11 protein-coding genes are annotated in these 13699 nt (G+C 66.1%); 6 read left to right on the top strand and 5 right to left on the bottom strand.

Going from position 1 to position 13699, the window contains the following annotated elements; translation table 11 throughout:
• Positions 1 to 72: 72 nt before the first annotated feature.
• Positions 73 to 3033: a BTAD domain-containing putative transcriptional regulator gene (locus NIBR502770_RS02980; RefSeq protein ID WP_141180990.1), complete on the top strand. Its 2961-nt coding sequence runs from the start codon at positions 73 to 75 to the stop codon at positions 3031 to 3033.
• Between the two features lie 104 nt (positions 3034 to 3137).
• Complete coding sequence (locus NIBR502770_RS02985; RefSeq protein WP_141180991.1) at positions 3138 to 3488, top strand: hypothetical protein; 351 nt, start codon at positions 3138 to 3140, stop codon at positions 3486 to 3488.
• Here NIBR502770_RS02985 and NIBR502770_RS02990 read toward each other — a convergent pair.
• A complete protein-coding gene (locus tag NIBR502770_RS02990; RefSeq protein ID WP_141180992.1) occupies positions 3485 to 4039 on the bottom strand; it encodes a dihydrofolate reductase family protein in 555 nt (184 codons plus the stop codon). The genes NIBR502770_RS02985 and NIBR502770_RS02990 overlap by 4 nt on opposite strands.
• Before the next feature lie 220 nt (positions 4040 to 4259).
• On the opposite strand from NIBR502770_RS02990, the gene NIBR502770_RS02995 reads away from it, so the two are divergent.
• Positions 4260 to 4625: a hypothetical protein gene (locus NIBR502770_RS02995; protein WP_246857381.1), complete on the top strand. Its 366-nt coding sequence runs from the start codon at positions 4260 to 4262 to the stop codon at positions 4623 to 4625.
• A gap of 18 nt (positions 4626 to 4643) precedes the next feature.
• Here the strand turns inward: NIBR502770_RS02995 and NIBR502770_RS03000 are convergent, their stop codons facing one another.
• Entirely contained in the window at positions 4644 to 6812 is a 2169-nt protein-coding gene (locus NIBR502770_RS03000) for a bifunctional diguanylate cyclase/phosphodiesterase (RefSeq protein ID WP_246857382.1), read from the bottom strand.
• Between the two features lie 155 nt (positions 6813 to 6967).
• The gene (locus tag NIBR502770_RS03005; protein ID WP_141161250.1) at positions 6968 to 7237 is read right to left on the bottom strand and encodes a GlsB/YeaQ/YmgE family stress response membrane protein; all 270 of its coding nucleotides are present in this window, start codon (positions 7235 to 7237) and stop codon (positions 6968 to 6970) included.
• Between the two features lie 198 nt (positions 7238 to 7435).
• Between NIBR502770_RS03005 and NIBR502770_RS03010 the strand changes: the two genes are divergently transcribed.
• Positions 7436 to 8299 (top strand): HAD family hydrolase, encoded by an 864-nt coding sequence (locus tag NIBR502770_RS03010; protein ID WP_141180993.1) that lies wholly within the window; start codon positions 7436 to 7438, stop codon positions 8297 to 8299.
• Positions 8300 to 8318: 19 nt separating this feature from the next.
• On the opposite strand, the gene NIBR502770_RS03015 is transcribed toward NIBR502770_RS03010, so the two are convergent.
• Entirely contained in the window at positions 8319 to 9686 is a 1368-nt protein-coding gene (locus NIBR502770_RS03015; RefSeq protein ID WP_141180994.1) for a UDP-glucose/GDP-mannose dehydrogenase family protein, read from the bottom strand.
• A complete protein-coding gene (locus tag NIBR502770_RS03020; RefSeq protein WP_210411276.1) occupies positions 9683 to 10840 on the bottom strand; it encodes a glycosyltransferase family 1 protein in 1158 nt (385 codons plus the stop codon). Before NIBR502770_RS03020 ends, NIBR502770_RS03015 begins: the two co-directional genes overlap by 4 nt.
• Positions 10841 to 11099: 259 nt before the next feature.
• Between NIBR502770_RS03020 and NIBR502770_RS03025 the strand changes: the two genes are divergently transcribed.
• The gene (locus NIBR502770_RS03025; RefSeq protein ID WP_141180995.1) at positions 11100 to 11942 is read left to right on the top strand and encodes a PRC and DUF2382 domain-containing protein; all 843 of its coding nucleotides are present in this window, start codon (positions 11100 to 11102) and stop codon (positions 11940 to 11942) included.
• Between the two features lie 440 nt (positions 11943 to 12382).
• Entirely contained in the window at positions 12383 to 13699 is a 1317-nt protein-coding gene (locus NIBR502770_RS03030; protein ID WP_141180996.1) for a DUF6350 family protein, read from the top strand.

Raw genomic sequence — 13699 nt, forward strand, 5'->3', positions numbered from 1 at the left:
CTGGTCGGTTGGTCCGCCGGGGCTGGACGAATTCGTATCCGGTCCGGACGGCTGCTCGTGAGGGGCTGTGCGATGGGTGCACTGCGGATAGGGGCCCTCGGGCCGCTGGATGTCATTGCCGGCGGATCGCCCGTTGTGGTCAAAGGCGGCAAGCAGCGGATCGTCCTGGCATGCCTTGCCCTCAGGGCGAACTCCGTGGTGACTGCCGACTTCCTGGCAGATGTTTTATGGGGCGATCACCCGCCGGCGCGTCCGGGGCCGCAGATGCAGGTGTACTTGGCGAATCTGCGGGGCCTGCTGGAACCGGGCAGGCCGCCCGGCGTGGGAGCACGCCATTTGCTCAGCCGTCCCGGTGGCTACAGCCTGGTGGTCGGGGAAGACGAACTTGACCTGCTCCAGTTCCGCTGGTTGGTAGCTCTCGGCCAGAACGCAGCCCTGGAAGGAAACCTGCCCGGCGCTGCCACCTGCTTCCGCCAGGCTGTCCGACTGTTCAGAGGGAGCCCGTTCCCGGACCTTGCCGACATCCAGGCCTTCAGAGCCGAACTGGACCAGCTCGAGGAAATGAAGCTGGACACCTACCAAAACCTGGCAGACATCGAGCTTGCCCGCGGCCGCCACTCCTTGCTGACGGGGGACCTCCAGCGCCTGGTAACCAACCACCCCTACCGCGAAAAGCTGTGGGAATCATTGGCCCTCGCCCTTTACCGCGACGGCCGGCAGGCGGATGCGCTCGCAGCGTGCAGGTCCGCCAGAAAGGTGATGGTTCAGGATCTGGGTATCGAACCGTCAGAGCGGCTGAAGGAGCTCGAAATCCTGGTCCTGCAGCAGGACCAGTCCTTGGACGCCCCGGCCGTCGGTTTCCTGCGGCAGGCAGAGAAGGTCAACAGTGTGCCTCCTGCTGTCACGCCGATGCTCGGACGGGACTCGGAGTTTGAGGAGGTCTGTTCGCTCTATAAACAAGAGGGCTGCAGATTGGTTACGGTCACAGGACCCGGTGGAACAGGAAAGACACGGCTTGCCCTTGCCGTCGCCTCCCATATCGGCGAAACGATGGACGACGGCGTGGGCTGGGTGAGCATGGCAACGTTGACCCACCCGGAGCAGGTCCCTGCAGCCATTGCCTCCAGCCTGGGCCTTGGGGATTTTGGCGCGGACGAACCGCTCAAGATGGCTTCCCGGTTCCTGCGGCAACGACGGCTCCTGCTGGTGCTCGACAACTTCGAGCACCTGGAGAAGGCATGGCCGGTTGTGCTGGACCTGTTGACCGGGGCTCCGGAGCTGCGCATTCTGGCTACCAGCAGGAGGCGCCTGGGACTGCGCGCCGAATATGAATTCGAGCTGCCGCCGCTCGCATTGCCTCCGCTTGACCACATCCTCCCGCCTGACGTGCTTCGCGAGGTTCCTGCCGTCAAGTTGTTCCTTGCACGCGGCCGCGCTGTCCGCAGGCACTTCGGGGTTGACGAAAGCAACGCCTCATTACTCACCAGAGTCTGCCACCGGGTAGACGGCCTGCCGCTTGCCATTGAGCTGGCAGCCGCACAACTCCGCCATCACAGCCTGGAGGAGTTGCTCGGCGAGCTCGAACAAGGGCTCACATCGCTTCCCGGGGCTTTCCGGGACCTTCCCGGAAGGCAACAGACAATAACAGCGACCATCGCTTGGAGCTACCGCTTGCTAGGCAAAGGCGAACAGGAGCTCTTCGACCACCTTGGGGTCTTTGCTGCCAACCCGACCACGACTGCCGTCCGCAGCATCTGCTGTTGTGTGGCTGATTCGGGAGAGGCGGAGGATGCCGCCCTTGGTGTCCTCCTTAGCCACAGCCTGGTCCGCTGTTACACAGACACGGATGGCAACGAACGTGTCGGTGTCCTTCATTCCATCCGTGAGTTTGCCCGGCAGCGCCTGCTGGCGCGCGCGGACGCAGATGCTGTCTACCGCCGCCATGCCAGCTACTACCTGCAACTGGCGGAGACACTGGCTCCAGCGCTCTGGGGGTACGGCCAGATAAGCGCGTTCCGCGAACTGAAGGCTGATACGGCGGAGTTCCGCTCAGCCTTGCTGTGGGCTACCGGCCAACGGGGATCTGACGAGGTGGCGCTGGGCCTGATAGGACACCTGTGGCATTACTGGGAGCTCACGGGGAACGTGTTGGAACAGTATCGAGAAGCAGTGAAACTGGTGGAGCGCGCACCGGACGTACCTCCGGCTGTGCTTGCGCCGGCACTAAGCGGGGCCGCCACTCTGTCCTGGATTGTGGGCCGGTACGACCAGGCGGCAACTTTACATCACCGGGCAGCCGAGACGTTTCGCGAGGCAGGAAACCAGCAGGGCGTCGCCTGGTCCCTTATGTGCCTTTCGGTCCAGGCAGCGCAGAGCGAAGACCTCGTCCTGGCGGAACGGCTGGCTTTGGAAGCACTTACCACGCCCGGAAGAGGTTACCGGACCCGGGTCAGCGCCCTGATCGTCCTGTCACGGGTGGCCTATCACAACGGCCGATATGACGCCGCTTTGGAATTGGCGCAGGAGTGTGCCCGCCTGGCGCGGCCCCTTGGCGATGGTTGGTTATGGGGTGTCGTTTTGACCAACCTCGCTGAAAGCCTGGAACAGGCCGGCGAGTTGGATGCCGCTGAGCGGCATCTGCAGGAGGCGGTGTCGGCTGCCTTTGACCTCGGGGCGTACGGCAGCCTCGCGGCGTTCCTTGAGTCGCTGGCAGGGATCTGCGTCAAAAAACACCGTCCTGACCCGGCTATCCGGATGTTGTCGGCGACTGACGCGTACCGCTCTGACAGGGGTGTGCCGCTTGAGCCGGCCGAACGCCGTCGGATTGAGTCGTTCATCGCGCAGGCGCGGGCAGAGGCAGGCCCGGTTAGATTCGGGCTTGCCTGGGCGGCTGGGCGGGCTTTGACTCTCGCCCAAGCTGTGGCCGAAGCAGCCGACCTGCCGCAGGACCAAGATGACATCCGGCCGGTCGAAGGCCGGACGGAGATCCAAGCGGTCGCCGCGGACTACCACCCGTCCACGCCGTGGTCCTGACATGCCGTGCCATAACAGTCCAAAGCTGCAAATGCCCACTCTCGGGAAAGCCGGCGGGAACACTGCCGTCTCCCCAGGTGTTAAGACCTATGGAGAGACGAACGATGAACACCAGAACTTACACCGCACTCGTAGTACCGGCCAGCACGTCCGAGCCCATCCGCATCGAGCGGGTGGAGGCGGACCCGCAGGCTTTGGAGGCCTTGGTGGGCGGCCCGCTCGAATCGGTGATCCGCGGTGACTGGCATGTCTACCTCAACGCGGAAAGCGTCACCATGCTCCTGCCGGTCAACTTCCGGGCCGGCCAGCTGATGCATGAATGCGGGCTGGACCTCGACGGGATCCGCGGCACCGCAGTCTTCCTGGGCCGCGGGGAACACAGTGCCGAGGCAGACATCCCCGACCACCTGGAGCGACTCGTGGAGGAGCTTTTCGGGGCGCCGCTGGCCGCCTAATCGTTGGCGCGCACCCCATAGGTGCTCAGCACGTTGCCCTTGCTGGTGGTGGACTGGTCCTGCAGTACCAGGCGGGTCAACGGGTCCCCGTCCTCGAACAGCCGGCGGCCGCTGCCGGCAATCACCGGGTGGGTCATCAGCTGCAGCGAGTCCAGCAGCCCGGCGAACAGCAGCTGCCTCACCACCGAGATGCTCCCGCACACGGCGATTTCGCCGCCGTCGCGCTCTTTCAGGCCCGCAACGAAATCCTCAAGCGGTGCATCCATGAGATGCGAGTTTTCCCATTCCAGAGGCCCCGTCAGCGTCCGCGAGGCGACGAACTTCTCCACGGGGTTGATGAACGCTGCGAAGTCCTGGTCCTGCGGGGCGGTAGGCCAGTACCCAGCCCACTCCTGGTAGCTGACCCGGCCCAGGACCACTGTGTCCACGGTGTTGATCATCCTGGTCAGGCCCTCGCCGAGCTCTGCGTCAAAGCTGTCGAACTGGAACTTGAACGGTTCGGACACCACACCGTCCACGGAGTGGAACAGGCCGGCGGTGACTTTGCGCATGGGAGCCTCCAAATAATAAGCGGTCAGGCATTACGGTATGCGGCGGGACGCGTTCCGGGAAGGGAAGGCGCGGCGTTCAGCCCCGCAAATCGTACGACGGCGGCCTGCAGCGTTAGCTTCATCACTCGCCGTGTCGTCTTGCGCAGTTTCCTGCACGCCGGGCCCCATACTGGTCATTGAACGGCTTTCGCCGTCCCCCCGGCCAGGCAGGAGGAAGTGCATGGAAACCCTGAAAAAAGTCGTGACCAACCAGTATTTCCCTGCCGGCGCCGTGCTGACGGCCGTCCTGCTGTTCTGGGTGGTTGCCATGCTGGGCGGCCTGTCCCTGCTCAACAACAACCAGCCGCCACTTACCACCCTGACGTGGATGCTGTTCGTCTATGCCGCCGCCGTGCTGACCCCACTCGCAGGGCTCTTCGCCGCCGTCGACCTGGTCCGCCGCTGGCGCCGCAACCGCGCTGCTGCCACCACCACCGGGACGGGCTCCCCGTCCGCCGCCGGCGAAGCACCGCACCCCGCGCAGCCCCAGAACTCCCACCCCGCGCCCGCAAATTCGCAGCGCCCCGGCCGCCAGGAAGCAGCCTAGGCCGACGAGCAGCCCCGGCTACCTGCCCTTCAGTGCATGGAGGGCCTCTTCTGCGTGACTCAACGCCTGGCCCAGCCGGTCACCGGGCTCCGGCAGTGAGAACAGATACCCCTGCAGCGAATCGCACTCCAGCGCCGTCAGGTAGTCCGCCTGTGCGGCCGTTTCTATCCCTTCCGCCGTAACCGTCAGGCCCAGGCTGTGCGCCATGTTGATCATGGAACTGAGGATCGGCAGCCGCTCGTTCCCCGTCCGCACCATGGACACGAAGGTCTTGTCGATCTTGACGGTGTCCACGGGCAGGTCCTGCAGCCGGCCCAGCGACGAATAACCGGTGCCGAAATCGTCCAGCGCTACCCGGGCACCCGCATCCCGCAGCGCGCTGAGCTGCTGGATCAGGCTGCAGTCGGCGTCGAAAAACACGCTCTCGGTAACCTCCACCACGAGTTGATACGGTGCCACGCCGCTGGCCTCGGCAAGCTTCAGGACTCCCTCGGCGAAGTCCGGTTCCTGCAGCTGCACGCCGGAGACATTCACGGCCAGGGACCGCGACGGATCCTCACTGAGCCACCGTGCCAGCTGCACCATTCCGGTGGCCATCACTTCGGCCCCGATCTCACCAATCAGTCCGGTGCGCTCGGCGAGCGGGATGAAGATCGACGGCGGCACCCGCTCGCCGCCCCGGTCCCACCTGGCCAGTGCCTCCAGCTGGACCACCTGCCCCATTCGGTGGGAGACGATCGGCTGGAAGTCAACGGTTATCTCGCCGCGCGGAACGGCCAGCTGCAGTCCACTCTCCATGTGTGTCCGCTGCACCAGCGCCTGCATCATCTCCGGGTGGAAGCGCAGGAACCGGTTCTTGCCGGCAGCCTTGGCCGCATACATCGCAATGTCTGCGTGTCGCAGGAGCTCGGAAGGGCCCATGCTGTCCTGGCCCAGGGAAGCCACCCCCAGGCTCAGGCTGGGACGAAGGACGGTGCCGCTGATGGTCACCGGCACATGGAGGCAGCGCACAATGCAGGCCGCGATGGCATCAGCGTCGGGGCAAGCCGTCAGGAGCACCACGAACTCGTCGCCGCCCAGCCGGGCCACGACGTCGGCCGTCGGGACGCAACCGCGGAGCCTGCGCGCCACTTCGATGAGCATGTCGTCACCGGCCTGGTGGCCCAGGATGTCGTTGACTTCCTTGAAGTCATCCAGGTCAAGGAGCAGGACATCCACCGTCTTCAGCCGCGGTTCCTGCAGCGATTCGGCCAAGGCATCGTTGAACACCGCACGGTTGGCAAGTCCCGTCAGCGGGTCCTGGAAGGCCATGGCACGCAACTTCTCCGCCTGGACTGCGAGGTCCATCATGGCCCGGTGGGCCTGCTCCTGCGCCTTCCGCCGCGGCGTAACATCGCGGAAGCTCCACACCCGGCCCACAATGTTCTCGCCGACACGTTGCGGGCGAGAATAACGCTCGAAGGTCCGGCCGTCCCGGAATTCCACAACGTCGTGGCTTTCCGCCGCGGGGTCCTCCTGAAGTTCGCCCAGCCTGGCGGTGAAAGCTACAGGGTCAGCCACTTGCTCCATGATGAGCTGCAGCACTGGTTCCCCGGTTTCGCCGTCCATGAGCTCGGGCGGAATGCCCCACATGGTGAGGAACTGGTCGTTGAATCCGGCGACGGTGCCGTCGGTCCCGATGACCAGGATGCCGTCTGCGGTTGATTCAAGGGTGGCCGTCAACAGCGACATTGCCTCGCGGAGGTTGGTGTCGGCTGCCTTGCGGTGTGCCGTCCCGCGGATGGAAAGCAGCAGCCGGGCGATTGGCGGCCCGCTCCCGTCTGGGCCGTCCCCGGGCCCCTGCGGGTCCTGGTGGGGGAGGGGCGCGGCGGCAAGTTCCACCGGGAACTCGGTCCCGTCCCGCCCCAGCGCGATGATTTCCTGCGGAGGCGGAAGCTCTTCCGGCAGGGTGAGGAGCTGGCGCAGCAGAAGGGCCACTTCGCCGTGGAAGCCCGTTCCGATAAGCATCCGGTAATCCAGGCCGGAGAAGGCTTCCTGCGGCAGTCCGAACAACCTGGCGGCCGCGGCATTCGCCGCCAGGACGGTCCCGTCCGCAGCAAGGGCCAAAAGTGCGTCCGGACTTGCATCCATGACCGCGCCAAAAGTTTGCAGTGCCACATTGTTGTCACGGCCCAGAAAACCGGTCATCACACCACCCCTTCGCCATCATAAAGGCAGGAGGGGAAAATTGGGCGGCTCCCGGCGGGTTCATATTGAGTCCGCACCTCCGTGTGGCGGGACGTAAAAAGCGCCGTCCTCCTGGTGGAGTCCGGCGCCTGTTACTGATGGTTTTGTGGAAGCAGCTACACCCGGCGGCCGCTGCGGTTGGTGACGGCGCCGTAGATCAGCAGCACGATGATCGAGCCGAGGATAGCCAGCAGCCAGGTCCTGAGGTCGAAGAACTCCGCCAGGCCGCCGCCGAAGATCAACGATCCGATCCAGCCGCCCAGGATGGCTCCGACAACACCAAGGACCATGGTGACCACCCAGCCCCCGCCCTGGCGGCCCGGCAGGATGGCCTTTGCAATGGCTCCAGCAATCAGGCCCAAAATAAGAAATCCGATAATGCCCATGTTGCCACTCCTTGTCAGTAAGTTGTGCCGGGCCCCCATTTCCGGTTCCCTCATTCAATCAGCAGGCTTACTACTCTGCAAGACCCCCAATATCACAGGATGACTATCAGTTTGGTCCTGACGTGGGACAATCCCGTGCCGCCCATAAACTGCTGCCGATAGGATTTGGGTGTCCCTGCCTTTGTTGAAGGAGCTCGCATGTCCAGCCAGACCCAGCGGCCGCGGGCCATATTCCTTGACATCGACGGCACCTACGCCGACCACGGGCTGGCTCCCGAGGCGCACGTCGACGCCGTCCGGACCGCCCGCAAGCTCGGCCACCAGGTGTTCGTCTGCACCGGGCGTCCACTCTCCATGGTCCCAGGGCACATCCTGGACGCCGGCTTCGACGGCACCATTACCGGAGCTGGTGCCAGGGTGGAGGTAGGCGGTGAAGTCCTCAGGGACGCCCGCTTTGAACCTGGGCTCGCGGCGCGCCTCGTCGAAACGCTCGATGCCCACGGTGCCGCCTACATCCTGGAAGCGCCGGAGGCACTGCACGGCCGCACAGGCGTGGACCGCCGGCTCCGGGAGGTCCTCGGGCCCATCTTTGCCGGCCGCCCCCAGCATGACGGCATCCTCAGCACGGATGTCGATCCGCTGGAGGACATCCTGGGACCGATGCAGTACAGCGACGATCTCCGCGCCACCTCCTACGCCAAAATCTCCTGCTTCGACTCACCGGTGCCGCTGACCCGCCTGCTGGCGGACTTCGGCCCCGGGGTGGGGCTGATCCCCAGCTCGCTGTCGGCGCTGGGGGACCGGGCCGGGGAGATCTTCATGGCCGGCACCCACAAAGCCGTCGGCATCCAGATTGTGGAAGCCCGGCTCGGACTGGACCGGGCGGACATCGTGGCCATCGGCGACAGCGCCAACGACATCGAAATGCTTGAGTACGCGGCCGTTGGCATCGCGGTGGAAGGTGGCCATCCCGCAGTGCTTGCCGTGGCGGACCGGATCACCGCCCCGCCCGCCGGCAACGGCGTGGCGCTGGCGTTCCGGGAGCTGGGACTGCTGGACTAGCCTTCCCCGAAGCCGGCCTTCAACGCACCGCGGCCGCCGTCACGGCGCCGGAGGACGTTCCGAGTCCGCGGACCACCCAGCCCTGTTCCTGCCAGGCCGCCGCATCCAGCACGTTGCGTGCGTCCAGGACCACCCGGCGTCGTACCTGTTGCCCGGCCGCGGCGGGACACAGTTGCCGGTATTCATCCCACTCGGTGAGGAGCAGCACCAGCTCGGCATCCTGGAGCGCCCGCGCAGCGGAGGCCTCGAACCGAAGCCGCGGGTAGCGGCGCCAGGCAAGATTGACCGCTTTGGGGTCGGTGACGGTGACGTGCGCCCCGGCAGCGGCCAGCCGGTCCGCAACATCCAGGGCGGGGGAGTCGCGGATATCGTCGGTGTCGGGCTTGAAGGATGCACCCAGTACGGTGATGGATCGCCCGGCGGGGGTTCCGCCGCACAACTCTGCAGCGAGTCCCACCGTGCGCTCCCGCTGGCCCAGGTTCACCGTATCCACCAGCCGCATCCACTGCTCCACCGCAGGTACTCCCAGGGTGGCGGCCTGGGTGCGGAAGCTGCGGATGTCCTTCGGCAGGCAGCCGCCGCCGAAACCGAGCCCGGCGTGCAGGTACCGGCTGCCGATCCGCGGGTCCAGCCCCATTGCCTCGCTGAGCTCCGTGATGTCGGCGCCTGCGGCGTCGCACAGTTCGGCCACGGCGTTGATAAAGCTCACCTTCGTGGCCAAGTACGCGTTCGCGGCAGACTTGATGAGTTCAGCCGTGGCGAAATTGCAGACGAGCCGCGGGATTCCGGCAGCCAGCAGCGGCTCATAGACGGCGTCCAGGGCCGCAGTCACCCCCGTCGGTGCCCCGGTGTGGGGGTTGAAGGCGGCGGGGCGGCCGCCTTCAACGCCGTAGACCAGCCGGTCCGGAACCAGTGAGTCCTTGACGGCGGTGCCCTGCCGCAGGAATTCGGGATTCCAGCCGAGCAGCACGTCCGGCCGCCGTGCGAAGATCTCCCGGAGCATGTCCACCGTGCCGACGGGCACCGTGGATTTGCCCACGACGACGGCGCCCGCCGCCAGGTGCGGCAGCAGCCCTTCCAGGGCTGATACCAGGAAGGTAAGGTCGGCGGCGTCGGACGTCTTGTCCTGCGGCGTCCCCACGCACAGGAAGTGCACCTGGGCAGTGCGCGCCTCGGCCGGATCCGTGGAGAAGCGCAGCCGTCCGGTGGCGCGGCCGTGCGCCAGGAGCTCGTCAAGCCCCGGTTCATGGAACGGTGCGGTTCCCTGTGCCAGCTGGGCCGCCTTGCCGGGATCCACGTCGATGCCCACAACGCTGTGGCCCATGGATGCAAGGGTTGCCGCGTGGACAGCGCCGAGGTACCCACAGCCGATCACGGATATCTTCATGATGTTGCTCCTGCCTTTGAAGCCTTCCGCGGCGGCGCGGGGACTGCCGCAATGACGTCCGTATAGTGCTGTACCAGTTCCGTGCAAAGCGCCGGCCAGGTCCTCTCCTGGACCGAGGCGTGGGCCGCGGCTGCGAAGGCGCGGCGTTTGGCGTCGTCGCCCATCAGGTCCTGCACCCGGGCGCGCATGGCGGACAGGTCACCCGGTTCGTAGAGCCAGCCGGTGCGTGAATTCTCCACCAGGTCCAGTGGTCCGCCCCGGCCCGTGGCCACCACCGGGACACCTGACGCCATGGCCTCCTGGATGGTCTGGCAGAAGGTTTCGAACTCACCCGGATGGACGAACAGGTCGAAGGATGCCACCGTCCGCGCCAGGTCCTCACCGCCCAGGAAGCCGGTGAATACCGCCTGGGGGAGGGCCGCCTCAAGGGCTGCCCGTTGCGGGCCGTCGCCCACCACCACCAGCCTGGTGTTGGGAATGCCGGCGAGGGCGGCAAGGTCTTCCACCTGCTTTTCGATGGCCAGCCTGCCCACGTAGCCGATGATGCGTTCACCGTCCGGGGCAACCGAAGCCCGCCACCCGTCGTCGCGCTTTTCCGGCGAAAACCTGGCGGTGTCCACCCCGCGGCGCCACATCCGTACCCGCGGGATGCCCCGTCCGCGCAACTGGTTCAGCGCGAACGTGGAGGGCACAAGGGTGCGTGAGGCCAGCAGGTGGATGTTCTCCACCCTGTTCCAGGCCCAGTTTTCAAGGAAGGGAACGCCGTACCGGGCCGCATAGCTGGGAACTTCGGTCTGGTAGATCGCCACCGTGGGGATGCCGAGCTGGTGTGCCGCCTGCGCTGCGCGCCAGCCCAGGACGAACGGCGAGGCGAGATGCACAACGTCCGGCGCGTACTCGGCAAGGATTCGCTTGACCCGGTACACACCTCCCAGTGCCACCCGTACATTCGTGTAGCCGGCCAGCGGGACTGCCGGCAGCCGGTGGACCTCCGCCCCTTTGACCCGGCCCGGCTCGGCTCCCTCCTGCGCTGACGGGGCGATGACCAGTACGTCGTCACCACGCTCCTGGAGGTGGTCCAGGACCCGAAGGATTGAATGGGTGACGCCGTTCATCAACGGCAGGAATGATTCGGCGACGATTGCGATCCTCACCCCTTCACCGTGCGCGCCGTCCTTGAAATGGCGGGGGAAAAAGCGTTACCCGGAGGAGAAGGCCGGGTGAACAGCTGCCCCGGCCGCCAAGAAAATTACTAAGTAGGCTTGGCATTTGATGCTAAGCATGCTTACGGTAGTGGGGCAGTCAGCGCAGAGCCTCAAGCAGCCGGGGCGGAAGCCGGATGACGGGAGAATGCCCCGGTCCGGACCATCCACTGCTGGCAGACCTAGTGCAACGACAATCCAAGGAGACGTCATGCTCAACAGGGAAAACCTTGAAAACCTGCTCACCAAGGGCGGCCACGTAGTCGGCTCCGACGGCACGAAAATCGGTTCGATCGGCCAGCTGTATGCAGACGACGACACGGGCGAACCCACCTGGGTCACCGTGAAGACCGGCCTCTTCGGTACGTCCGAATCCTTCGTGCCGGTTGAGGGCGCGCACAACCAGGGCGAGGACCTGGTGGTGCCCTTCACCAAGGAGCACGTCAAGGACGCACCCCGCGTTGATGCCGACGGACACCTCACCCCCGAGGAAGAGGACCGGCTGTACACGTACTACGACCGCGGCGCACGGACGTACACCGAGGCCACCCGTGACACCGCCGGCGACGTCGACCTCCAGGGCGATGCAGACCTCAATGCCGGGACCCCCACCGCCGGGATCACTTCCGACCGGGACACCCACACTCGCGGGACCGTGGGCCACGATACCTCCGGCCCCACCACGGACGACGCCATGACCCGCTCCGAGGAACATCTGCACGTGGGCAAGGAGCGTGAGACCACAGGCCGGGCCCGCCTGCGCAAGTACGTCACCACCGAGAATGTCACCAAGACCATCCCGGTGGAGCGTGAAGAAGTCCGCGTGGAGCGCGAGCCCATCACGGACGCCAACCGCGGCTCCGCGCTGGACGGCCCGGGCATCAGCGAGGAAGAGCACGAGGTGGTCCTGCATGAGGAACGCCCCGTGGTGGAGAAAGAGACTGTTCCCGTGGAACGGGTCCGGCTGGATAAAGAGACAGTCCATGATGACGTCACGGTCAACGAGGAAGTCCGCAAGGAAAACATCGAAACGGACGGCGACGCGCGTCGCTGATCGGACCGGGGAACTCTGTCCCCGCCAAGTCCGCAGGGCCGGCTGGCTGGAGCGGCGGGCCTGATTCGGTGAACGGCGCCGGGAGCCTGGTTGGAGGCTCCCGGCGCCGCACCGTTTAAAGCGCTGGTGCAGCCGCGCTGCAAGCGGCAACTGCACCAGCCAGTAGGACGAATATCTTCAGAACTTACGGTTCATCTCTCATTCGCGGCTCCTGTTTTCCCGGTTGACGGTATCCGGGCAAGCGGCTGGTCGGGTTCACGCCCACGGCCAGCAGAAATCGCAGGATGCCCCTGCGGGCAGGCGGGTGTTGGTTTCTAACAATTTTACGGCGGGGCAGGGCAAAAAGCGCCGGACAGCCGGGCATTTGGATATTGATCGGTGGCGCCCGCGAGCCTGTCGTTCGCGGACGCGGCGCACCCGGCGTGACACCATGGAACACGATGAAACTGCGCGCTGATCAGACCGGAGACCGTGGCCTTCCCATGCCGTTGTGGCTGCAGGGTGCCCTTGAAGCGGCGCAGGCGGCCATCATCTCGGCGCTGGTGGTCGTGGCGCCCATCGTGGCAGTCTGGGCCACCGCGGGTTTCCAGAACGGGCAGTTCGAGGTGCTGGCACGCCTGGCAGGGCAGTCCTGGCTCCTGGTCCATGGGGTGCCGCTGGAGCTTGCCGGCGCAGGACCGGCGACCGCCACCCACGGCGGATCCGGCACGCTGAGCCTGATTCCCCTGGGCCTGACCCTGATCCCGTTCCTCCTGGCGTGGCGCGCCGGCCGGAGGCTCGCACGGGCCTCCTACACGGACCAGTTGTGGCAGGCCCTGCTGGGCTCGTGGGCAGTCTATGCGGCGTTCGGTGCGGCCACCGGGTTCGTCTGCCGCAGCAGCGACGTCGTCATCAACCTTTGGTACGCCATACTGGTTCCCCTGGTCCCGTTCGGCCTCGGCATGGTGGTCGGTGCACGAAGGGAAGCAGGGTCCTGGAGCCGGCTCATCGGCGTCGACGCGGTGGACTGGATCTCCCGCACCAGCCAGCATTACCGCTGGGCCGGATCCTACTTAGCCTCCGCGGCGAAGGCAGGCTTTGTCGCCGTCGCATCCGCCCTTACCCTGGCCGCTGCGCTGCTGGCAGCCGATCTGTTCATCCACTGGAACCTGGTGGTGTCCGTGTATGAAGCGCTCGACGCCGGCCCGGTGGGAGGCGCCGCCCTCACCATCGCGCAGCTGGGCTTCCTGCCCAACCTTGTGGTCTTCGCGCTTGCGTGGACGTCAGGAGCCGGCTTTGCCCTGGGGGCCGGATCCCAGGCAGGGGCGCTGGGCACCGCAGTCGGGCCGCTCCCATCCATTCCTGTCCTGGCCGCCATCCCATCAGGATCCCTGGACTACGCCGTCGTCGCCCTGCTAGTTCCCGTGCTGGCGGGCGTCATGGCGGGGTGGTGGTTCCTGCGGGAGGGGGAAAACCACTTTGACGAGTGGCTCGCCATCAAGGTCCACGCCCGCTGGTTCACCGCCACCGTCTCCACCCTTGTCCTCGGGGTGCTCGCAGGGCTGGCCGCCGGGCTGCTGGTGATGGGCCTGGCCTGGATCGCGCGGGGGTCAGCAGGACTGGGGCGCCTGACCGCAATCGGTCCTGACCCGCTGTGGACGGCCCTATGGGTGGCTGCGGAGGTGGCCGCCGGCGTGGTCATTGGCTACGCGGCAGGACCCTGGCTGGAAAGGGAGAAGGCCGGGGCGGCCGATCGCGAAGGGGAACTGGTCCACTAG

It is taken from the genome of Pseudarthrobacter sp. NIBRBAC000502770 (assembly GCF_006517815.1).
GTDB lineage: Bacteria > Actinomycetota > Actinomycetes > Actinomycetales > Micrococcaceae > Arthrobacter > Arthrobacter niigatensis.